20 protein-coding genes are annotated in these 21,517 nt (G+C 52.5%); 2 read left to right on the top strand and 18 right to left on the bottom strand.

Annotated features, from left to right (window positions below):
* Positions 1–2: 2 nt before the first annotated feature.
* From oleC to K0J45_RS08665, 5 genes are all read right to left on the bottom strand, one after another.
* Positions 3–1,694, bottom strand: coding sequence for an olefin beta-lactone synthetase (gene oleC, locus K0J45_RS08685; protein WP_220044992.1), 1,692 nt, complete (start codon positions 1,692–1,694; stop codon positions 3–5).
* 55 nt (positions 1,695–1,749) lie between these two features.
* Positions 1,750–2,622 (bottom strand): alpha/beta fold hydrolase, encoded by an 873-nt coding sequence (locus K0J45_RS08680; protein WP_220044991.1) that lies wholly within the window; start codon positions 2,620–2,622, stop codon positions 1,750–1,752.
* 90 nt (positions 2,623–2,712) lie between these two features.
* On the bottom strand, positions 2,713–3,762 hold the full coding sequence (locus tag K0J45_RS08675) for a 3-oxoacyl-ACP synthase III (RefSeq protein ID WP_011865512.1): 1,050 nt from the start codon (positions 3,760–3,762) through the stop codon (positions 2,713–2,715).
* 310 nt (positions 3,763–4,072) lie between these two features.
* On the bottom strand, positions 4,073–5,359 hold the full coding sequence (locus K0J45_RS08670) for a methyltransferase (RefSeq protein WP_220044990.1): 1,287 nt from the start codon (positions 5,357–5,359) through the stop codon (positions 4,073–4,075).
* Between the two features lie 151 nt (positions 5,360–5,510).
* Complete coding sequence (locus tag K0J45_RS08665) at positions 5,511–6,668, bottom strand: chemotaxis protein (RefSeq protein ID WP_220044989.1); 1,158 nt, start codon at positions 6,666–6,668, stop codon at positions 5,511–5,513.
* Positions 6,669–6,829: 161 nt separating this feature from the next.
* On the opposite strand from K0J45_RS08665, the gene K0J45_RS08660 reads away from it, so the two are divergent.
* A complete protein-coding gene (locus K0J45_RS08660; protein ID WP_220044988.1) occupies positions 6,830–7,075 on the top strand; it encodes a DUF1289 domain-containing protein in 246 nt (81 codons plus the stop codon).
* A 10-nt stretch (positions 7,076–7,085) separates the two neighbouring features.
* On the opposite strand, the gene K0J45_RS08655 is transcribed toward K0J45_RS08660, so the two are convergent.
* From K0J45_RS08655 to K0J45_RS08605, 11 genes are all read right to left on the bottom strand, one after another.
* Positions 7,086–7,451, bottom strand: a complete 366-nt coding sequence (locus K0J45_RS08655) for a YajD family HNH nuclease (RefSeq protein ID WP_011865508.1) — start codon at positions 7,449–7,451, stop codon at positions 7,086–7,088.
* A 130-nt stretch (positions 7,452–7,581) separates the two neighbouring features.
* Positions 7,582–8,175, bottom strand: a complete 594-nt coding sequence (locus K0J45_RS08650) for a GrpB family protein (protein WP_220044987.1) — start codon at positions 8,173–8,175, stop codon at positions 7,582–7,584.
* A 113-nt stretch (positions 8,176–8,288) separates the two neighbouring features.
* The gene (locus K0J45_RS08645) at positions 8,289–9,251 is read right to left on the bottom strand and encodes a hypothetical protein (RefSeq protein WP_220044986.1); all 963 of its coding nucleotides are present in this window, start codon (positions 9,249–9,251) and stop codon (positions 8,289–8,291) included.
* A 271-nt stretch (positions 9,252–9,522) separates the two neighbouring features.
* Positions 9,523–9,915: a GFA family protein gene (locus K0J45_RS08640; protein WP_011865505.1), complete on the bottom strand. Its 393-nt coding sequence runs from the start codon at positions 9,913–9,915 to the stop codon at positions 9,523–9,525.
* 76 nt (positions 9,916–9,991) lie between these two features.
* Positions 9,992–10,357 (bottom strand): hypothetical protein, encoded by a 366-nt coding sequence (locus K0J45_RS08635; RefSeq protein WP_220044985.1) that lies wholly within the window; start codon positions 10,355–10,357, stop codon positions 9,992–9,994.
* 750 nt (positions 10,358–11,107) lie between these two features.
* The gene (locus K0J45_RS08630; RefSeq protein WP_220044984.1) at positions 11,108–11,635 is read right to left on the bottom strand and encodes a hypothetical protein; all 528 of its coding nucleotides are present in this window, start codon (positions 11,633–11,635) and stop codon (positions 11,108–11,110) included.
* Between the two features lie 42 nt (positions 11,636–11,677).
* Entirely contained in the window at positions 11,678–12,100 is a 423-nt protein-coding gene (locus K0J45_RS08625; RefSeq protein ID WP_220044983.1) for a tetratricopeptide repeat protein, read from the bottom strand.
* 373 nt (positions 12,101–12,473) lie between these two features.
* Positions 12,474–13,175, bottom strand: a complete 702-nt coding sequence (gene phoU / locus K0J45_RS08620) for a phosphate signaling complex protein PhoU (protein ID WP_011865500.1) — start codon at positions 13,173–13,175, stop codon at positions 12,474–12,476.
* 48 nt (positions 13,176–13,223) lie between these two features.
* Entirely contained in the window at positions 13,224–14,042 is an 819-nt protein-coding gene (gene pstB, locus K0J45_RS08615) for a phosphate ABC transporter ATP-binding protein PstB (protein WP_011865499.1), read from the bottom strand.
* 77 nt (positions 14,043–14,119) lie between these two features.
* On the bottom strand, positions 14,120–15,772 hold the full coding sequence (pstA, locus tag K0J45_RS08610) for a phosphate ABC transporter permease PstA (protein ID WP_220044982.1): 1,653 nt from the start codon (positions 15,770–15,772) through the stop codon (positions 14,120–14,122).
* 60 nt (positions 15,773–15,832) lie between these two features.
* Entirely contained in the window at positions 15,833–18,091 is a 2,259-nt protein-coding gene (locus K0J45_RS08605) for an ABC transporter permease subunit (RefSeq protein ID WP_220044981.1), read from the bottom strand.
* A gap of 279 nt (positions 18,092–18,370) precedes the next feature.
* Here K0J45_RS08605 and K0J45_RS08600 point away from each other — a divergent pair, with 279 nt between their 5' ends.
* Complete coding sequence (locus K0J45_RS08600; protein ID WP_011865496.1) at positions 18,371–18,868, top strand: glycine cleavage system transcriptional repressor; 498 nt, start codon at positions 18,371–18,373, stop codon at positions 18,866–18,868.
* A gap of 51 nt (positions 18,869–18,919) precedes the next feature.
* Here the strand turns inward: K0J45_RS08600 and K0J45_RS08595 are convergent, their stop codons facing one another.
* Both K0J45_RS08595 and K0J45_RS08590 read right to left on the bottom strand, forming a co-directional pair.
* Positions 18,920–19,804 carry a DMT family transporter gene (locus K0J45_RS08595; RefSeq protein ID WP_220045258.1) on the bottom strand — a complete coding sequence of 295 codons (885 nt, stop codon included), beginning with the start codon at positions 19,802–19,804 and terminating at the stop codon, positions 18,920–18,922.
* A gap of 665 nt (positions 19,805–20,469) precedes the next feature.
* Complete coding sequence (locus K0J45_RS08590) at positions 20,470–21,516, bottom strand: saccharopine dehydrogenase family protein (protein WP_220044980.1); 1,047 nt, start codon at positions 21,514–21,516, stop codon at positions 20,470–20,472.
* Position 21,517: the final 1 nt, after the last annotated feature.

The following is a 21,517-nucleotide window of genomic DNA, read 5'->3' as shown; positions in this document are numbered from 1 at the left end:
GATCACTCCTTGTAGGTGGACTGCGCCCACACCGCCAGCTTCTCTCTGAAGATCTTAGCGTTATGGCGAATATCGACGGGAAAGCCCGGATGGATCAGAAAGCGGGTGATCCCCTGCGTCTGGCTATGGGCCTCGCCCAGCAGCCTAAGCTCGGTATAAAGCGCGGCGGCGTTGCTACAGCTCAGCCCCTGCTCCAACTCGAGACAAATTAAGGGCTGCATCTCCCCTTTCACCTCTATGCCCACCAAGGCGGAACGCTTGATGTCGCTGTGGGTGTTGTAGATACGCTCGCAGGGGATAGAGAAATAACGCCGCGGCTGATCATCAAGCATGCAATCCACCCTGTGGGCTTTACGACCGCACATCCACAGGCGTCCCTGATTATCGAGATAACCCAGATCCCCCATGCGGTGATAATGCTGACCCTCGCCATCGAAGATCTTCGCCTGGGCCGTGGCCTTATCGCGCCGATAATAGCTGGCACTCACCATGGGGCCCTGTACCACTATCTCGCCTATCTGCTCTCTCGGCAGGCAGAGATCCGCCGACCAAGTTGGGATCTCGGCCTCATCTATCTCTATGATATGCATGCTGACGCCGTCTATCGGCTTGCCGACACAGATGCCGCCGCCATTGTCTGTAACTTCGGTAGTATCAAACAGCTCGTGACTGGTTATCATGCTGAGCGGCAGCGACTCGGTGGCCCCGTAGGAGTTAAGCACCGGTGCATCACTCGTTAGCATCTCACTGAAACGCTTAATAGACGCTATGGTCGCCGGGGCGCCCGCCGAGATCACCCGTTTCAGGCTGCCAAGTTTTACCTTTTGCTCCCGTGAAGTGCCCGCCTGCCCCAAACGCTCGATAAGCGCCGGATTGACAAACATGTTAGTGCAGGCATAACGCTCGATGGCCGCAAAGATGTAATCTGGATTGGCGGTGATCGGCTTGCTGGCGTCCATATCAGGCACGATCGAGGCCATGCCCAGCGCCGGGCCAAACAGGGAAAACAGCGGGAAGGTGGCGAGATCCCGCTCGCCGGGCGCTATCTGATAATCGTGCTTGAGTGCGCTGATCTGCGCCTCGAACATGCGATGGGAATAGACCACGCCCTTAGGGGTTCCTGTGCTGCCACTGGTAAACAAGATGGCGCACATCTCGTCACAATCGAGCTGAGCCATAGAGAAAGGCCCCTTGCCTTGCCCCAGTTGCTTAAGCTGCTCCAGGCTCGCACCGCCCCACAGCTTGCTGCCGCCGACGGTCACCAGGTGAGTCAGGCTTGACTTGCCCCAACCGAACAGGCGTCTGGCCAGGTGGGCCTTGGGGATCCCGATAAAGGCATCGGGCTCGGCCTCTTGAAAACACTGCTTGAGGTTTTTCACCCCCATGCCTGGATCCACCAAGATAGGGACTATCCCAGCCTTAAACAGGGCGAAGGTTAAGGCAAAAAACTCCAGGCTCGGCGTCACCATCAACACCGCCTTGGCGCCGCGTTTGATGCCATAGGCATACAGGCCGTGGGCTAGGATGTCGCTCATGGCATCGAGCTTTGCAAAATTCAGCTCTTGGTACTCAAGCTGTTTACTAAAGACGCCACTGGCCTTTTGTACCGCCACCGCCAGCTCATTAGGGGCCTCTTTGGCCGCCCGGTTGAGATGACGACACAAATTGGCGCCGACTTGAATCGTCTCTGACATCCGCCTTACCCTTTTTTTACGTTAATGCGTGACCGTTTTTACGTTAATGCGTGAGTTAACGTGCCATAAATTGCTGCACCTGGGCGACCACCTCATCGCTGGCATCTTCCAGGATATAGTGACCACAGTCGGCAAACTCATGCACCTCCGCCTCGGGGAATCGACGCTTCCACTCATCGAGGAAGTGTTTGTCGAATACAAAGTCTTTGAGTCCCCAGCAGATCATCATAGGCAGTTGGTTAAACTGGCTCAGCTTTTCACTGATCTCACTCACCAGTTCATAGTTGCGATCGCCGGGCTTGAGCGGAATATCCTGTACGAAGCGCAGGGTCGAGATACGATTCGCCCAAGAGTTAAAGGGCGCCACATAGGCCTCGCGTATCGCCTTTGGCATAGGCGCGCGCTTCACCCCTACATAGGAGGCGATAGAGGAGAAAGCGTTAAAACCGCGCACTAATACTGTGCCCAGTAGGGTGTTACGACAGATCCACAGCGCCCAAGGAAACGGCTTAGCTTCTGGCAGATGAAAGGCGCCAGTGTTGAGCACCACGATTTTCTTGATCCGATCGGGATGACGGGCCGCATAGCCCATGCCTATCATGCCGCCCCAGTCGTGAACGATCAGGGTGATCTTCTCTTTCACCTCAAGGTGATCCAGCAAGGCTTCCAGATCGTCGATACGATTCTTCAGGGTATAGTCGTAACCGGCATCGTCTGGTTTATCCGACAGACCGCAGCCGATATGATCCGGCACTATGCACTGATGATTAGGGCTCAACGCCGTCACCAGATTGCGATAATAGAAAGACCAGCTCGGGTTGCCATGCACCATGACCACGGGCTCACCCTGGCCTTCATTCACATATTGCAACTTGTGACCATTACGATCTAAGTAATTGCGTTTAAAAGGAAATAACGAATCGAGCATGGGGGTACCTGTTATGATTATGCGTTAAGTGGGCGCCGCCCCTCGGCGTCGCCCCTATGCAGTGCTTTCAGTAAGAAGATGAAGGGCGCTCTACCACTTGAGTCCGAGCATCATGCAGTTGAGGCCACTGCCTATGCCGAGGAAACTGACCTGATCGCCCTTGCGCAGGAAACCTTGATCGTGAGCCATAGCTGCCGTCACAGGCAGCGAGACTGTGCCCATGTTGCCAAGTAGCTGATAGGTAGGGAACTCTTTCTCCTGAGGGATATTGAGCGCGCTCAGCACCTGCTTACGGTTTGATGCCCCCACCTGATGACAGATCACCTTATCGACCTGCTCCACCAGCCAGTTACGCTGCTCGAGAAAATGCGCCCAGGTATGGCGAGCCAGCTCGACCCCTTCTTTCAGCAGGGCCACACCGTCGGTGCGCATAAACTCGCGGTATAGCTGGGTGCCCGCTTCCTGTAATCCCCATTGACAGAGATTATGATGTTCGGGCGCCGAAAGGTGACTCGCCCCAAGCAGCTGATGCTGACGCTCACTCTTAAGCGGCAGGCTACCATCGGTAAGCAGCACAGCCACGGCTCCAGAGCCACCGGTCAGGGTCGCCAGCGACTGGGCATAATTCTGCATCGTGGGCTCGGCCAGCATGTTATCTATGGTGATATCCACGATATGACGCGCCGACTCGCAGGAAACCACCAGGCCGGCCTTGATCTGACCCAGCTCGATGCGGTTAGCGATATCCAGAATGCCGGACAACACACCCAAACAGGCGTTGCTGATGTCATAGATGGCAGTATCCTTAGACACCCCAAGCTCGGCGGCGATACGACAGGCGGTCGCCGGCTCGTGCTGATCGCGGCAGACGCCGGTATAGATCACGGCGCCGAGATCGGCCACATCTATCCCGGTCTCCTCGATAGACTTGTGGGCCGCCGCCAGGGCGCCATCGGACAATCTATGCCCTTTCGGCCACCAGCGACGCTCGTGGATCCCTGTCAATGCGGCGAGCTGCCCCATAGGGATCCTGAATTTTTGATACAAGGGAGCTAATCGAGACTCTAACTCTGAAGTCGAAACCACTTCAGGTGCCAGCTCATAGGCCAGACTATTTATAAAAACGCGAGAATATTTCATGAAACCGTTCTGTTTCGCTCATTATATCGGCACTTATTCGGCCAATTTTTATCTTTCAGTGTTAACCCGCCATTTGAGCAAGAAACGGCGAATGATTCAATAAAAAACCGCCATAGGGCGGCTTTTTTCGACATCAATCGGCAAATTTATGACAGCGTCCGCTGGTTTCATAACTCAGAGCTAATTGCCTGAAAAGCTTATCTGCCGATATTAGGCCCGTTAAGTGGCTAAAAAAGCGACTCTGGCAGTACTAATTAGACAAGCACCAATCTTGCGGGTGTGAGTCTGACAGTCGCTAATCTGGCAAACTCTATTCTGGCAATGAACAGCTTGACAGGCGAGCCAAGATCAATCCGTTTCTCGGCGTCACCTCAAGATCGCAAAAGGCGCCGAGACTCACCTCATAGCCCTGCTCCTGCAGGAAACAGACTCTGTCGAGCAGCAGCCAGAGCTCTAAGGCCTCACGAAACAGGTGCGCAGCCAGATCGATGCGCCGGGTCAGGCACTGGCGCTCGAACCCTTTATCTAAATAATGCTCCTCGTCCCACTGCTCGGGCAGTTTGACCTGTTTCTGCTCTGCTGCCCAGGCACAAAATTCCCTGAAGCTACCGCTCAGTTGGCTCTGCTTCACCGCCGGTATCGGCAGGTAGTGTGAGCTGCCGGTCACATCCCGTTGCAGGCTATCGAACCCAAGGCGCCAGGCCACCTCTTTAAGACGCAGCGCCCGCGCCTTAGCATTGGCGATAACCGAGCGTTGCAGCGGCAGCTGCAGATCGTGTCTACTGAGCAACAGCTGGCTCTTCTGAGCAAGAGTCGACAGCGGCTGGTAGTGACTGTCACTTATCAGGTGATAACAACAGGGCGCCACCGCTAAGGCGCGGGTTCTCGCCTTGGCCGCGCCGCGCAGCAAACTGAGATGCAACTCGCCGCAGGCATGCAGGGCGACCGCCTGCTGCTCGCGTTTAAGCAGCTGTTGAGCAGATTCTGACAGGGCATCGCCGCAGACAAAACGCTGGGGCAATTGCCACTGGTGGGCAAACTGCGAACCAGCCTCACACAACCCCTGCTGCCACTCGAGACTCACAACGGTGCGTGACTGTCCCTTGGCGAGCAAACGCCCCAGGTGCCCCTTACCGGCGCACCACTCTAAGATCTCATCATCACCAGGGGTAACTCTCGCGGCAAAGGCGAGGATCTGTTGCCACTTACGCCCCTTGATGTGGGCGCTGAAATGCCCAAGTTCACTCTCGGACAGCCCCGCACGGGCCTCATCGACACTCTGCTCTGCGAAGTCTGCATGTGCTAGATCAGAAGGCGCGAGCCCTGCGGCGAGGGTTTTAAGTAAAGACAAGGGCCAGATTATGCCCCTAGCGGCGAGATCCGCCTCGAGTGCGGGCGCGAGACGCGCGTGCAGCGCTATGCTGTCACTATCCAGACTATCGAGTTCTTCGTCATCAAGCTGCCAGAGCAGCTCGACGAGTCTTGGAAACTCATCCTGCCAGGGCAAGGCAGCCGCCTCGAAGGCCTTAACCTGCCACAGTGCGCGGCTGCTACTTAGCAGGTCATCTAGGGCAGTAAACTGCTTGGCATAGGACATCTGGCTCCTCGACACTTTCTGCGGCACTCTTCAACAAAATATAAGGCTAAAAACAAACGCCGGCGATGATCGACCGCCGGGCGTTAATTGTCAACCAACTTAGGCTGCGACTTAGGTTGTGACTTAGGCTACAGCGATAGCGACATGCATCTTAAGCCTGCAACTTTTTAAGCGCCATGCGTTTACCCAGCCAGACCCCTAGCCCCAGGGGGGCGAAGAAGCAGACTACGAAGAAGAGCACCAAATAGAGGATCAGGCTCTTTAGGGTCTTGGTCAACTCGCTAAAGGCGCGCTCGACCGCATGCTGGCTAATGGTATCGAGTTCTGCCGCGGCCGCTACGCGCTGCCGGTTCACCATCTCTTCCAGGGCGAGACGCTCCTGCTTCACCATCTGCTCCAGCGCCTCACGCTCGACGGAGAGTTTAGCCAGCTTGTCGTCGGTGGACTCGCTCAGCTGTGCCAGCAGCGGCGTCAGTTCACGGCGTAGATCCACCGCCAGGGTCTGCATCATCTCTGGGCTCTGGGCCATCAACTGCTGAAACTTGGTCGAGGTATCGCTGATGCTCTGCAGTGTCTGCTGCACAGTCTCAGGATTGATGTTGGCATGCAGGGCATACAGCTCCGCCTTCCAACCCAGGATCTTAGGCGTCTGCTCGGCGATCATCGCCATGCGGTCTGACACGTCACTCATCACCTCGGGGACAGTGCCAAAGGTAGTAACCGCCTCAAACTCGCTGATATTGCGATAGGCCAGCCAGTCGTTAAAGGCCGAGTGACGGGCGAAACTGAGATCGGTAATAGGGTTCTTCGCCACATAATCTAAGATAAAGGCCTGATATTGCTCGAACTCGTTTGGCTTTACGAAGCCTTTTATGGAGCGCTCAAAATCTGCCTGCAACACCTTGCTGACCTCGATGGCGATTCTTTGCTGCTCACCAAACAATGTCTGACCGGCGCCGCTCTCGAAAAACGCGCTCATCTGCGCCGTCAGCGTCCAGGTATCCACCATGGCCGCGACGGGTGATGCCTGAAAAATCGCCCGCTGCAGCGCCTGTTCGCTGTTAATCTTCCACATTAAGACGTTGGATTTGATCGCCAGATCATCGCCTTGGTTTAGTGCAATCTGATCCGCCCCCTGCTCCACCTTGGCATAGAAGGTGTGGCTAAAGTCGCGGCTAAAGACACGCATGTTAAGCTGTGCCTGCGGCAGCGGCTCTATGCCGCTCTCGAGTTTAATTTCCAGTAACGAACAGGCAGACAAACTCAACATGCCGATCACCAAGAGGACAGATCTGTATTTCAGCCCCATAACAATACCCCGTTAAAATTCACAACCATTTGAATTTAAATGACTAATAACCAGATGCTAGCACCATTAGCCAAGGCGCACCAGCACAGCCCCGGGTTGAACCCTCACCTTAGCTACTTTAGAATGCCGCCAAGATCACAACTTGAGTATAAACAGTTAAGATGCAATCACCCTGCGTAGCCCGCTGCGGCTTAAACGAAGAAGATATCTGTATGGGTTGTTTTCGCCACATTGACGAGATTGTCGGTTGGGGCCAGGCAGACGAGGCTCGTCAGGCAGAGATTTGGGACAATGTGAACAGGCGTAAACAGCAAGGAAGAAACGGGGAAAACCAGCAAATCATCAGCCGTCAGAAGTGGCTAGAGGCGGAGCAGCGTCTCGCAGCGCAAGACGCCGATAATGAGTAGATCCTAAGACTTACTTCTTATTCATCATATTCTTAAGATCGGCGAAGGGATTGTAGGTCGCCGCTTCTACCTGAGTCTCACTCGTCGGTCCGTACTGGATCAACTCTTCATACTTGGCATGTTCGTTGTCATGGCAATAGAGGCAGAGTAGCTCCCAGTTGGAACCGTCGCTGGGGTTATTGTCATGATTATGATCCCTGTGATGGACCGTCAGTTCCCTGAGATTGGAGTGGGTAAATTCGCGGGTACAACGTCCGCAGATCCAGGGATAAAGTTTAAGCGCCTTTTCGCGATAGCCAGACTCACGCTTGGCCTTATATTCGCGGGCCTCTGCCAATACTTTATCTAATTTACTTTGACCTTGATGGGTAGACATAAGCTCGTCTCTGTTCTTGCCCCCATGGGGCGACTCGATTTACTGGCAATATACCCATAGTCGCCGCAAAAGGGAATCTAAGGCGCAAATCATACTAAGATGTGTTGCATTTCGATAGTTTGAATAAAGATTAGACCTTCTCATACCAGCAAAGTGCCAAGGCCAGCGTCTCTTGTATAAACCCCTCCTTTGCCGCCATATAAGCCTCGCTGTCATGGTGGCAGGCTTTCGCCGCAATACGCTTTAACTCGGCATATTCACGCGCCTTATCTGGATGCGCTATCAAATAGTCACGAAAGGCACGGTGGGCGATCAGTTGCTGGCTGCCGCTTTGAAAAGCATGCAGATGATGGGTGCGTTGCGGGCCAACTTTGTATTCATCCCTTTTCCCTTCTTCACTCTTACCTTCATCACTCTTATCTTCTTCGCTTTTACTTTCTTCGCTTTTGCAAAAGTAGCCCCGCCCGATAATGCCATTTTCACCACGGGCGATATAGCTTAAGGCCCTTAGATGCTCGCCCTGTGCATCCAGCGCCGCCAAGCTGTCGACCTCTAGCAACATATCAATTATCGGCTTGGCCGCCAGCCCAGGCACAGAGGTACTACCGATATGCTCTAGGCTGACGACACACTTCCCCAGCGCCGTTAGCAGCTGCGCCTTCTCAACCTTAAACGCCTGGTGCCAACTCATCTGATGGTCGATCACCACTATGCTGCGCGCCATCTCTTCTCTCCTCTTTAATTGGGCTGATGGGCTAATAAACAAATGCAAGAGAGACAAATCAACTAACGCGTCACAAGATAGTCTCGCGCTAACCTTGCAAGGTTAGCCCTCCACTAACGCTTGCTACCCTCGCCTGCTCTTACCAGGTTCGCCAGCATAAATAGAACAAATAAGCCAGATAACAGAAAGAGAAATACCAGCGCCTGGGTCAGATCACCTTGTGTAACCTTAAGAAGCGCCCCAAATAGATCGTCGAAATTATGCCAGATATAACCTGCCAGCAACGCCAACAGCGCGAGGGAAAAGTAACGAATTAACCCGGCGCCCAACTTCTCATCATGTGGCCGATGCCAATTAATCAACGCCAGCCCAAAACCTAAGATAGGCGTCAACAGCACCGTCCATACCGCAAGATAGTTAAGCCCAAGGGGCAAGATGCTGGCAAAGGCCAACAAGGGATAGGCGACATTGTAAAAAAGAATCCCCAATAGAAGTCGCCCGAGTAGGCTAAGCCAAATGGGTGTTTCAGCTCCAGCATCGAGATCTAGCCCCCGCCGATTAGCGAGTCCCCCGGCAATAGGTTGATGCGCCATAGGTAAGATAACCGCCATCGCCAGACCACCAGAGAGAGTAACCAGCATGATGAAATAACGCAGATCGGAAAACTGAGCCAAGCGATTGGCAATGGTAAAAAAGTCCATCTGCGCCGCGAATGGGCCATAAGCTATGCTTAACAACCAATTACTCAGCTCTAACAGGCTGGGCACCTGACCACCTATGAGATAGGTGACAACAGGCCAATAACCAACAAAGAGCAAACATGCCGCATAGAGTGGCAGGGAAAAGAGCATTATCACACTCACCAGCAGATTCACACTGGGGCGGACACCCAATACCAGGATCAGCCAGAGCCCCCACGCGGGGTTGGTAAAAGTAAAAAACGGTTTGGTCAGGGCAATATCCTTGAGATACAGATAACCCCCCTTGGCAAGGGTTAACCCCAAGAGCAACAAAATCAATAGGCCAAGGCCCGCCCTCATCTTATTGCCTTCGCCCTTTTTTAATATCCCAAGCACTCAAAATCCCTCTCATAAATCGATATTCGGTCGCAGGCGCAAAGTATCCACAGTCAGAACTGAGCCTGCCAGACATTGCCTGCCAAATTAAAGACGCCCTAGTGTAGATCTCCCCTAGAGGGATTGAAATCTAACTAACTGAAAAATAATGGGACTGTTCAACAAACTAGGCCCCAATGAGATACCTGCTCTGGGAACAGCCTAGATAATCGAGGCAAGGCCACTGCAGGATAAGGAGACCTTGACAGCGCCGGCTAGCTTCCAGACTCGGCTAGTTATCGGCAGGATGGTTCACCCCGTCACTAGTAACCACCTCGCCGATATCATAAGGATTCACGCCTTCGAGACATCCCAAATTAACACCATACTCATTCGGGTTAGAACGGCGCTGATGATGGGTATAGATGCCGCAAATCCCGCAGAAATAATGCTTCGCGGTATGGGTATTAAACTGGTACAGCTTAAGCTGCTCTTGCCCCTTAACGACGCTTAATCCGTCTAGCGTCACCGAGACTACGATAGCCCCCTTGCGGCGACAGATAGAGCAATCACAGCGCCTGGGTTTCTGTATGCCATTGGGTAGACTCAAGGCCAACTCCACCGCGCCGCAATGACAGCTCGCCTTGTGCACAGGCAAAATCTCAGTATTACCGACTCGTTTCATCGTGTTCTCTCCTCGCTAGCGCTTAAGTTGCTAGCGCCTTGTCTAAGCTTCCAAGACGTTTGTTCTCAATAAAAAATTAACGACCATGTTGTGATTGCACCACTGAGTCACTCTTCACCTTGGCGCCGCAATAGAGACAGGTGACATGGCGCGGCGCCAGTTTTCTACCACAACCTGAGCAATGAATGGCCGGGGCAAATTTTCCATCGAGCTTACCATCGCGCAGATCGATCTCCTGGATCTTGGCGACCAGCATCTCCTTGTTAAAGCCTATCTCCTCCAGTAACTCAGACATGGCAAGACACACCATGGAGAGGTGATCGATCTGATCTTGAAGGCCCTGCAAGCTTACCTCATTGGCTCTGGCGTGAGACTTCGCCTGCCCCGCTTCCCTTGCTAAATCGTTGATTCTGAAGTTTTGAAAAATATCGTATATATCCATAACATCTCCCTGTTAAATAAAAATGGTGCCAATATCAGCGCCGCTACCAGCACCAGCAACAAAGGCGCGTAATAGCCAAGCACAAGGCCATAAATCGACCTACCTCGCTGCAGGCGATGGCGAATCAGTTCCCCAACCTTAGTGGCGATATAAGTATTGCTAAGCCATCCTGTGATAAATAGCAGCAGGCTTAACACTATGGCCGCAGTCCCGTGAACCCAAAAGAGAACGGTGACCGGCAACAGCATCACTAGGGGAATATAGGGTAAGGAGGCCAAGGGGCCATAGCCCATATAAGTATTTGAAAATGAGCCGATAATAAGGTCTCGCCTTAGGCCCGGAAGTCTCTGCTTAAATGAGGGATTACACACTTCACAGCAGGGCCGAGCCAAGCCTTTCGACGCATAATATTTGTGCTGACTGGGTTTATCTTTCCAGCCGCAGTGAGGACAGGTCCATGCCATAACCGCCTAAACGCCTTTCGCTCTATTCATCGGCGCCATTCTCTCGTTCGATATCCGTTCTGGCTAAGGACACTAACCCAAATAAGAAAGCGCATCAAGCAGTTAGCGACCAAGTAGGTTAGATGCCTGACAATTGCTCCAAAAACGGACACAAAAAAAGCAGCCCTTAGACTGCTTTTCTTAATCGAGGATTTAAGACTCAGAGCTTAGCTTAAATCTGCTTCACCGCGTCTGATAAAGCAGAAATGACATTGCTATCCTTTAAGCTGAATAATGACAATTACCGTTAATTGTAGTCTTGTTGCGTCGACCACTTAGCGACAAATCGACCACCTGCTTCCGCTATTTTCTCTAGCCGATCACATGCACCTAATGCGACCCCTGAGCCAATCGCCTTTTGAGTAGACCTGACCACCTCGCCATTCCTGACAATGTCGACTTTTAGCGTCGCGGTAGAACTTGGCCTCAGGGAAAATAATACCCAGCGATGTGGCGTCACATCGATATAGGTAACACGGAGCATGTACTCATCGGGCATTTCACTATTTCTCGATTTATCTACAAGGATATTAGCCTGGTAGGTTTCTGCCGATGCCCGTATTGAATCAGATAATGTCTGAAGCATAAAAAATTCGCTTGCCACCTTGTCGACGTCCAGGTTTCCGGCAAATTCAGGTGTTGCTAAGAATAAGGTTGGCCTGTTGATATTTGAGGAACCATTTACCTGAACTGGTGCACTCTCCTGTTTAGGAGTTGCGCCACATGAAGCGAGTACCAAAGACATTAAACCGATCAAAAGTGATTTAGCAATCATAATCAAGACTCATAATTTTTAAAAAAATCAAATCTGGAAGCATCAATGCTGTACAGCGACATCGGCCTCTTCAAGCTTATCCATGTAACCCAAATAAACATCTACCCCTTCGGCCCAATGAGGATTTGCCTTTTTAGTTTTAAGGAAATATTCCCTTGCCTTATCGTAACGAGACTTGTGGTAATAGCACAAAGCGATATACCAGTGAGCCTCAACATTGTTTGGGCGGCGCTTTAACAATCGATGGCACTTCTTAAAAAGCTGTTCATATCTCGCTTGCTCTATCAGTAGATCAGCCCCAATTAATTCTGGAGGGCGATCACTAGCATCGTCTCTAAACCAACTCATAAAAAGGCGAACACACCATGTTAGATAGAAAACCGTTAATAATCCGGCTATGAAGGTAAAACGATATGACAAACTGCTTATAGATTCTATCAATGGGGATAACTCAGAAACTTCCATGACTCTCACAACTTCCCTAACGTATAGCTAGCTTAGCTATATAAAAATTTGGTTAGATAAAACGTTATCTAAATTCATTATTCTAGATTTTGTAATAAATCATCAAACTTTAATAGCAATTTCTAAAACAGCACTCTGACAAAAATGAGGAATACAGAATATTCGCCAACCGATTCACCATCTACATCACGATATCAGTAATAAATATTCCAAATTCACCATTATCATCTAAGAGAACTTTCCCATTCTGAAAGCACAAATTTGTCCAACTTGCTTTTCTTAAGCAGGCAATGGAGAACATTTCTGAGACTATAACGGACACAAAAAAGCAGCCCTTAGGCTGCTTTTCTTTAATTAAGACTCAGTGCAGGGCTTAGATCTGCTTCATCTCTTCATAAGAGGTATGACGTACGTCCTTACCCTTAACATAGTAGATGATGTATTCGCAGATGTTCTGGCATCTGTCGCCCACACGCTCTACGGCGCGCGCCGCCCAGAGCACGTCGAGCACTTCTGGGATAGAGCGAGGATCTTCCATCATATAGGTCATCAGCTGACGGATAATACCCTCGTATTCGCTATCTAGCTTGCTATCTTCCTTATGCAGCTCGATGGCCACGTCGGCGTCCATACGCGCCAGCGCGTCCAGGGTCGAATGCAGAGTGCGAGTCGCGTGACGGCCCATATGCTCTATGCTCACCAACAGAGGCTGCTGGTTCTTGAGACGCTTATCCAGCGCCGCGGCGGCGATCTTCACACAGGCATCGCCGATACGTTCAAGGTCGGCAATCGTCTTAGAGATGGCGATGATCAGACGCAAGTCGCTGGCGGCAGGCTGACGCTTGGCGATGATACGGGTACACTCCTCATCGATAGAGACCTCCATACCATTGACGCTGTGGTCACCGTCAATCACCTTCTGCGCCAGATCGGCATCCAGGTTACCTAAGGCGTCCAGGGCCTGCTCCAGTTGACGCTCAACCAGGCCACCCATCGCCAATACGCGGTTACGAATATCGTCGAGCTCGGCATTAAACTGACCCGAGATATGTTTATTTAAGTTCATGTTTTCCATTGACATTCAACCTTATCAATTCTTGCAATTCAGTTGGCAGCGGCCCAATTAACCGTAACGACCCGTGATGTAATCTTCGGTCTTTTTCTTCTTCGGCGTGGTGAAGATGGTATTAGTGTCGGCATATTCCACCAGCTCGCCCATGTACATGAAGGCGGTCTGATCCGACACACGCGCCGCCTGTTGCATGTTGTGGGTCACGATCACCACGGTATATTTAGCCTTCAGCTCAGTGATCAGCTCTTCGATGGTCAGGGTCGAGATAGGATCCAGTGCCGAGGTCGGCTCATCGAGCAGCAAGACTTCGGGTTCGATGGCGATGGCGCGGGCAATCACCAGACGCTGCTGCTGACCACCAGACAGGCCGAAGGCATTGTCATGCAGACGATCTTTCACTTCATCCCAAATCGCGGCGCCGCGTAGCGAGCGCTCGGCGGCTTCATCCAGTTGACGACGGTTGTTGATGCCCTGCAGGCGCAGGCCGTAAACCACGTTCTCATAGATAGACTTAGGGAAAGGGTTTGGACGCTGGAACACCATGCCGACGTTGCGGCGCAAGGATGCCACATCTACCTTCTTGTCGTAGATGTTTTGGCCGTGCAGCAAGATCTCACCGTCGATATTACAGTTATCGACCAGGTCGTTCATGCGGTTGATGCAGCGCAGCAAGGTTGACTTACCACAACCACTGGGGCCGATGAAGGCAGTCACCTTCTTCTTAGGGATCTTCATCGACACGTCAAACAGGGCCTGCTTGTCGCCATATTTTAGATCTAAGTTACGGATCTCAAGTGCGGTCTGCTCGCTGCTTAAATTATTTAAGTCTAAAGTCTCTGTTTTCATTACCGACTGATCTATCGAAATCATATCTGTTCCTAATCACTTCAGGATAAAGGTTATTCGCGCCCTAGCCTAGCCCAGGCGCGATTAATTCGGGTTTTAGGTTAGTGTTCCAGCGAGCGATACTTCTCACGCAGGTGGTTACGCACGGCGATGGCGGTCAGGTTAAGACTCACGATCACAGACACTAACAGGAAGGAGGTCGCGTAAACCAAGGGACGCGCCGCCTCAACGTTGGGGCTCTGGAAGCCCACATCATAAATATGGAAACCTAGGTGCATGAACTTGCGTTCCAGATGCACGAAGGGGAAGTTCATATCGATCGGCAGGGTCGGTGCCAGCTTCACCACACCCACCAGCATCAGCGGCGCTACCTCACCGGCCGCGCGGGCAACCGCCAGGATAAGACCTGTCATGATCGCCGGGCTCGCCATAGGGATGATGATGCGCCACAGGGTCTCTGCCTTAGTCGCGCCCAGTGCCAGGCTGCCTTGACGAACAGAGCTAGGGATTCGGCTCAGGCCCTCTTCGGTCGAAACGATCACCACAGGCAGGGTCAGAATTGCCAGGGTCAGCGCCGACCAGATCACCCCGGGCGAACCAAAGGTCGGTGCCGGCAATGCTTCTGGAAAGAAGAGTTGGTCGATTGAGCCACCCAGCATGTAGACGAAGAAGCCAAGACCAAATACGCCGTACACGATCGATGGTACACCCGCCAGGTTGATCACCGCGATGCGGATCATCTTAGTAATTGGGCCTTTCTTCGCATATTCATGCAGATAGATAGCCGCAACCACGCCAAATGGGGTCACAATCACCGCCATCAGCAGCACCATGAAGACGGTACCGAAGATTGCCGGGAACACACCACCCTCTGTGTTGGCTTCACGGGGATCGGCGCTGACGAAGTTACCCACGCCGCTAAACCAGTGGCCAATCTTACCCATGATGCCAAGGCGATTAGAGTAAGTAACACCTAAGATGCTATCGAGTTTAAGGGTCACCTCTTCACCGCGCATGTCACGGACGATCACCGCATCGCGGCCCGCCTCTTCACGTAGATCGAAGAAGGATTTTTCGAGTACCTTGTACTCGGCTTGCAGCTTGTCACGCTCCGCCGCCAGCTCTGCCTTGCGGCTGTCGGTCAGGGCGTTGTCCAGCTCATAGCGACGCTCTTTCAGACGCAGGTTTTCCAGCGCATAGTTCACCGCGCCAATCTCACGCTTTTGCAGCGTGGTGGCCTTGTCGCTCAGGGCGACCGCGCGCTCGATATGCTCTTCAAACGAGGCTTCCACATCATCCAGCGCCAGGCGCTTACCATCTTCTATGATGGCGATAGGATAGCCGAAGAAATCACCATTCTTGCTACGCTCAAGCTTTGCCAGATCGGTTGGCATGGTGCGTGACAGTATGTCTGTCTCCAGCACCCAGCGAAAATCTAGGCCAACGAACTCACGGTTACCCGTCTTTATAAGGTAACGGGTCACCAGCTCGCCTGGGTCTTCGCTAAACTTGTGTCCGGCAGAGATAAGGCGCTCGGTTGGCACCTCTTCCTTATCGTAGATCTCACCAATAATGGTTGAGCGCTTACCATGCTGATCCACCACTTCCCACTGGTAGATATCTGCCGGCCAGAAGTAGCTCAATCCTCGCCAGGCGATCAACAGCAACAAGCCCAACACGGCGATCAAACTGATACTCACGGCACCACCTGTCATCCAGATCCAGGGGGAACCCGACTTAAACCACTTACCCATTACATTGGCCTCTTAACGTCACAGGCGAAAAATTAAAAATCGATAACATGCCAGCCTCCCTTAGAGTGAACTGTAGCGTTCACGCAGACGCTGTCTCACCACCTCGGCGATGGTGTTAAACAGGAAGGTGAAGATAAACAGTACGAAGGCCGCCAAGAACAGCACGCGGTAGTGCGAGCTGCCGATAGCCGATTCAGGCATCTCCACGGCGATGTTGGCCGCCAGGGTACGCATCCCCTCGAACACGCTCCACTCCATGATGGCGGTGTTACCGGTAGCCATAAGCACGATCATGGTCTCACCCACGGCGCGGCCAAGGCCCATCATAACAGCCGAGAAGATCCCCGGGCTCGCGGTAAGCAGTACCACGCGGGTTAGCGTCTGCCAGTTAGTTGCGCCCAACGCCAGGCTGCCGTTGGACAGGTGACGCGGTACTGAAAACACGGCGTCTTCGGCGATAGAGAAGATGGTCGGAATAACCGCAAAGCCCATGGCGATGCCCACTACCAGCGCGTTACGTTGGTCGAAGGTGATCCCCAACTCGTTGGTGATAAACAGGCGGGTATCGCCGCCGAAGAAGGCCACTTCGATACTCGGGCTGATATAGAAGGCAAACCAGCCCACGAAACAGATAACAGGTACCAGCATCAGCTCTTGGTAAGTCTCAGGCAGGCGCTGCTTCCAGCGACCCGGCAGTTTGTACCAGCCCAGCGCCGTCAACAAAATACTGATAGGCAGGAGCACCAGCAACATGATGATCCCAGGCAGGTGATCCTCAATAAGCGGTGCCAACCAGAGACCGGCTAGGAAGCCCAGAATAACCGTCGGCAAGGCTTCCATGATCTCGATGGTCGGCTTCACCACGGCGCGCACTTTTGGCGACATGAAGTAGGCGGTATAGACGGCCCCGGCAATCGCCAAAGGCGTCGCAAATAGCATGGCGTACAGCGCAGCCTTCATGGTGCCGAAGGCCAGCGGCATCAGGCTGAGCTTGGCTTCGAAGTCATCCGAGCCTGAAGTTGACTGCCACACATATTGCGGCTCAGGGTAACCTTCGTACCATACCTTGCTCCACATGGCGCTCCAAGACACCTCTGGGTGGCTGTTTTCCACCGCAAACAGGTGCAGCTTGTTGCCTGCCTCGACCACCAGGGCGTTGGCGCGTGGGCTAAAGCCCATCTGGGTGGCATGGGCCAGATCGAAAGTCTCGGTGAAGAGTTTGCGCTGACTCGTGGTATAAAGCAGGTCCAGCTCGCCAGACTCGCTCACGGTGGCGAAGCTCTTACGGTAGAACTCACCGGCGATGCGCTTCACGCCCGCCTTGTTCTTGAAGTCGCGGATCTCCTGATACTGACGACCCTTGTCGCCATTCACCTGGAAATATTGGAAGATTTGGCCATTGTCATAGCTCACCAGCAGCGAACTGGCGCCGGCCAGCAGGGCAACGTCTGTCACCTTGGTCTTGGCACGTTCAAGCTCGATCACCTGACTCAGGGCTATCTCATCCACATAGCGGATATCGTAAACGTACAGGCGATTGCCAGAGCGCAGCAGCAGCTGGCGCTGATCTGGCGTCATCAACTGTTGGTCAACCTGAGCAGGCGCCTCCTGGATCTGACTGGTAGTGGCTTCCCACTCCACCTCTTCGGTCATCATGTTCTCTTCACCGTTGTGGCGGGTCAGGAACCAGCGACCATTGGCATCATGGTAGGCGAAGCTGAGTTTGTCAGAAGCCGAAGCGAAGGCCAGCTGATAAAGTGGCGTGCCCGACTCAGATACCTGTAGCGGCGATGCGCCCAGCGGATAACGCAGGCTTGGGGTGATCAGACGCTTGTTGCCTGGATAGGTCACGGCGAAGTTAACACCGCCTATGATCACCTGACCGTTAGAGAGGCCGAAGGCAAAGCGCTGCTCGCTTGGTACACCGGCGACGCTGCTGACGATCTCGGCATCCTGAGGCACATTTATCTGCTCCTGCTTGACCAGGCTGGCACTCAGGGCGCTATAGAAGCTGACCCCGCCATCCTGCGACACGCGGTAGAGGATCTCGTTTTGCTCGTCGCTGCCCACCATAAGTGCTGGCGATTTGGCATCTTGCAGTTCGACATTTATCACTGGCGTGACATCTGCCCCATCGAAAATCGGCTTTACAACATAGAGTAGGTAGAAAAAGATCAGCAAGAGCGCCACGAAGACCATGGTGCCGCCCATCGTCACCCCTATCTGGGTGAGCTTATCCTTAAATGCTCGCTTGCTGGAGCCCTTGCCCATCAACAAATCTGTTGCAGTAGAACCAGGTTGAATGACCTGAGTTTCCATTAAGAACCTCGTTAATTTTTGTTCAGTAGAGTTTTCGCTGGGATTGTCGTTTCTGCTATGTTAACTATAGTGAATCGAGGCAAGCCCTTTTCTGACAGTCGGGATTATATGACGCAAAGATGACACTAATGTTACAGCCAGAAAATGTCATCATTATAGGAGCTTGTTAAACTTTTTCAGCCGCTTTTCATATTGTTAATGCCGGAAATTGATTCAACCGCGCCCTGTCCGGGGTGCGTGGCGATACCGCACTCAACCAACTGATGGAGCCTATGCGAAATGTTACGATATTTAGTCACCCTGCAAGTCGCCGATAAACCAGGATTGGTCGAACAGATAGCCCACAGCGTCAGCCGCCACGGCGGTAACTGGCTCGACTCTGAGCTGCGCCACATCGACGGCATCTTCGCCGCCATCTTGCTGCTGGAAGTCCCCGCCGCCAACTGGGACACTCTGCTGGAAAATCTGGAATGCATCGAAGGCCTCACTCTCACCTACGCCAAGACCCGTAAGACTCAGGCGCCGCAGACCATACGTCGCTACTCTCTGGTGGCCTACGACAGACCCGGTCTGGTACATGATATCTCTAACAAGATCAATGAACTGGGCGCCAACATCGAGCGTCTGTCCACCCATTACGAGACCGCCAGCCACACGGGCGTTGCCCTGTTTCGCGCCAACTTTAGTCTGAGCGTGAAAGATGAGGCCGCCGAGCAGCGCCTCACCCAGGCCCTCTACACTATAGGTGACGACGTGGTATTGGATATCGTCGATTAGTCAGAGTGTAATTGTTATTAGTGTAAGAATAGTTCAAGAAAAAAGCGGCAGTCATGCCGCTTTTTCGTGCCTGGATTTCACCAGATAGCGCAGCGGCAACTGGCTGATTAGCATGCCCAGCAGCATCAGGCCACAGCCAAACAGCGCCCGGCCGGATAGGCTCTCCCCCAGAAACATCATGCCACCTATGGCGGCAAATACCGTTTCCAGACTCAAGATGATGGCCGCATGGGCCGGATGGGCGTGCTTTTGCGCCAGCACCTGCAGGGTATAGGCCACCCCAACCGAGACCAGCCCAGAGTAGGCCAGCGCCGCCCAGGCCGCCTGAATGCCCGCCACTGTGGTGGTTTCCAGCGCCAGCGACACCCCAAAGCTTGCCAGAGCGCACACCAAAAACTGACCACAAGCCAGCACTACTGGGGCCACTCTATTGGTAAAATGATCCACCGCCAGAATGTGCATGGCCCAAAAGATGGCGCCAATCAGCTGTAAACCATCGCCATAAGAGATGCTGAAATCATCGCCCACACTCAGGAAATAGAGTCCTACCGCCGCCACGGCGCAGCCAACCCAGGTATTGGTGCCCGTGCTGTGTTTCAGCACCAGACCGAGCACGGGCACCAGCACGATATAGAGCCCGGTAATAAAACCCGCGTTAGCTGCCGTGGTGTGCAGCAAGCCCACCTGCTGAAAGGAAGCGGCGATAAACAAGATGCCACCACAAGCGAGAGAGCCTATCAGGACCCGGCGTAAAAAATCTTTATCGGAGACGCCTTTTAACCTGCCCTTACGTTGCATCACCCAGATGAGTGGCAGCAGACTCAGCGCGCCTATCACGAAGCGCAGGCCATTGAAGGCAAATGGCTCGAGATGATCCATCCCCAGGCGCTGAGCCACAAAGCCCAGCCCCCAAATGGCTGCCGCCACCAATAACATCAAATTTGCCACACATCCCCCATTTCATTACGCCAAAGGCAATCCGTTATTCTGCCGAGCGGCCTAAACATTTACAACGCTTCGTTCAACATAAAAAACAGAACAGTCAAGACGCTAAAAAGGAAAGCGGGCCAAAAGAGACACTCACCAAAAGAACACGATTAATAAGTGCCTAGGTCTGCAAACTATCACGAGGAGCAGATGCTGCTGGCTCAGCAAAACGCTGCCCGTTACGCCATTGGCGCACATTACAGCTTCTAAGATATCGATTGAGGTAAGGAGGAAAGTCCCGGGCAAACGCCCCTGGATGAGGTCATTGCCGTGGCGCCCGCCGCGGCTTTTTTTATCTGCATCGACAACAATCAAGTCTCGCAACCAAACTAGGCAGATGACTGGCAGTAACGTATCAAAATCGACATTACATCAGATAGTTCAGCGCTAAATACCTCGTCAGCTTACCCGAGTCGAATAACAACCTAGTGGTAAAGACCCCCCCTCAACCTAACTCGTTTTTGGACATTCCCATATTAGAGCTTACGCTCTAAATAAAGCATTTCAGATTACTAAAATTATGGAAAGCTCTAAACCTGTGACCAATTTTTATTGGCCACTACAAACGAGAATTTGAGCAAACCCGCGAATTATTACCCTCGTATGGATAAAAGTCAGAAATAAGCCGTTTTAACATCAGTACGCTTAGCAAAAAAGTCACTACCCATCAGCATGGATGGTGTCTGATAACCTGTCTTGATAGTATTTTCTAGGCAGTGTTGGGCAATGGTCAATGCGGTATCAACTGTAAGACGATATACATTTGGACCAGACATATGACCAGCAATATGTTGCCCCTGCGCGTTGCTCGCTTCCGCCCAGAACTCGGTACGTTCATTATTCAGGGCATCTTCGTGCGGACCACCGGATAAGAAACGCTCAGCTTGTCGTTGCAATGCTTTGGCGAACCGTTCATTAGCAAACAGAGGTTTTAGGAAGCTGGTTAAACGTAAGAACACCCCAAAGAATAACGGCATTGTGGCATACACTATGCCATTCGGTGTATTGGTGGAAACGCCTGATGTGAATACATCACCCCAGGGAAATGATACACCCCAACGGTTGCCGCTCGGGAACGGCATTTTGCGTAGACGATAACCTTGTGGCACTGGCACTAGTTGATAGTCTTTTCTAATCAGCCCGCCAGTTGCCGCGCCCTCAATCGCCGTCTTGATGGTACCAATGCTCGGGCGGGTGCCAAAATTAAAGCCTAAATCAATACGGTTCGCGTCGGGCAATCGCTCTTTTAGGCTGGCAGCCAAACAATCTGTCGGTACAATGTCGAAACCAGCACCCGGACACATTAGTACCCCGGCGGCTTTAGCGCGTTGATCCTGTGTATGGCAGTATTGAAAAACAGGAATTTCACCCGTAATGTCAATATAATGGATCTGATGTTGCAGGCATGCCTCGACCATACTTGGCGCGGTTGCCATAAAAGGCCCCGCGCAATTTAATAACACGTCAACATCCTTGAGGTTTTCACCTATATCGACAGTATCAAATACGCGTGATTCGAGGCAATATTGTTTGGCTAAGGGGGCGAGTTTTGCCTTACTGCGCCCTGCAATAATCGGTTGGAGTCCACGGCTGACTGCCTCATGTACCATCATCTCACCAGTGTAGCCATATGCACCGTAGATCATGAGTGTGCTGGCCATT

This window comes from Shewanella alkalitolerans (genome assembly GCF_019457575.1).
Classification (GTDB): Bacteria; Pseudomonadota; Gammaproteobacteria; order Enterobacterales; family Shewanellaceae; genus Shewanella; species Shewanella loihica.
This window is presented reverse-complemented; position numbering and strand designations above follow the sequence as displayed.

Coding starts and splice junctions, on each gene's coding strand:
- oleC (WP_220044992.1), bottom strand. CDS start 1,694: ATGTCAGAGACGATTCAAGTCGGCGCCAATTTGTGTCGTCATCTCAAC.
- K0J45_RS08680 (WP_220044991.1), bottom strand. CDS start 2,622: ATGCTCGATTCGTTATTTCCTTTTAAACGCAATTACTTAGATCGTAAT.
- K0J45_RS08675 (WP_011865512.1), bottom strand. CDS start 3,762: ATGAAATATTCTCGCGTTTTTATAAATAGTCTGGCCTATGAGCTGGCA.
- K0J45_RS08670 (WP_220044990.1), bottom strand. CDS start 5,359: ATGTCCTATGCCAAGCAGTTTACTGCCCTAGATGACCTGCTAAGTAGC.
- K0J45_RS08665 (WP_220044989.1), bottom strand. CDS start 6,668: ATGGGGCTGAAATACAGATCTGTCCTCTTGGTGATCGGCATGTTGAGT.
- K0J45_RS08660 (WP_220044988.1), top strand. CDS start 6,830: ATGCAATCACCCTGCGTAGCCCGCTGCGGCTTAAACGAAGAAGATATC.
- K0J45_RS08655 (WP_011865508.1), bottom strand. CDS start 7,451: ATGTCTACCCATCAAGGTCAAAGTAAATTAGATAAAGTATTGGCAGAG.
- K0J45_RS08650 (WP_220044987.1), bottom strand. CDS start 8,175: ATGGCGCGCAGCATAGTGGTGATCGACCATCAGATGAGTTGGCACCAG.
- K0J45_RS08640 (WP_011865505.1), bottom strand. CDS start 9,915: ATGAAACGAGTCGGTAATACTGAGATTTTGCCTGTGCACAAGGCGAGC.
- K0J45_RS08635 (WP_220044985.1), bottom strand. CDS start 10,357: ATGGATATATACGATATTTTTCAAAACTTCAGAATCAACGATTTAGCA.
- K0J45_RS08630 (WP_220044984.1), bottom strand. CDS start 11,635: ATGATTGCTAAATCACTTTTGATCGGTTTAATGTCTTTGGTACTCGCT.
- K0J45_RS08625 (WP_220044983.1), bottom strand. CDS start 12,100: ATGGAAGTTTCTGAGTTATCCCCATTGATAGAATCTATAAGCAGTTTG.
- phoU (WP_011865500.1), bottom strand. CDS start 13,175: ATGGAAAACATGAACTTAAATAAACATATCTCGGGTCAGTTTAATGCC.
- pstB (WP_011865499.1), bottom strand. CDS start 14,042: ATGATTTCGATAGATCAGTCGGTAATGAAAACAGAGACTTTAGACTTA.
- pstA (WP_220044982.1), bottom strand. CDS start 15,772: ATGGGTAAGTGGTTTAAGTCGGGTTCCCCCTGGATCTGGATGACAGGT.
- K0J45_RS08605 (WP_220044981.1), bottom strand. CDS start 18,091: ATGGAAACTCAGGTCATTCAACCTGGTTCTACTGCAACAGATTTGTTG.
- K0J45_RS08600 (WP_011865496.1), top strand. CDS start 18,371: ATGTTACGATATTTAGTCACCCTGCAAGTCGCCGATAAACCAGGATTG.
- K0J45_RS08595 (WP_220045258.1), bottom strand. CDS start 19,804: ATGTTATTGGTGGCGGCAGCCATTTGGGGGCTGGGCTTTGTGGCTCAG.
- K0J45_RS08590 (WP_220044980.1), bottom strand. CDS start 21,516: ATGGCCAGCACACTCATGATCTACGGTGCATATGGCTACACTGGTGAG.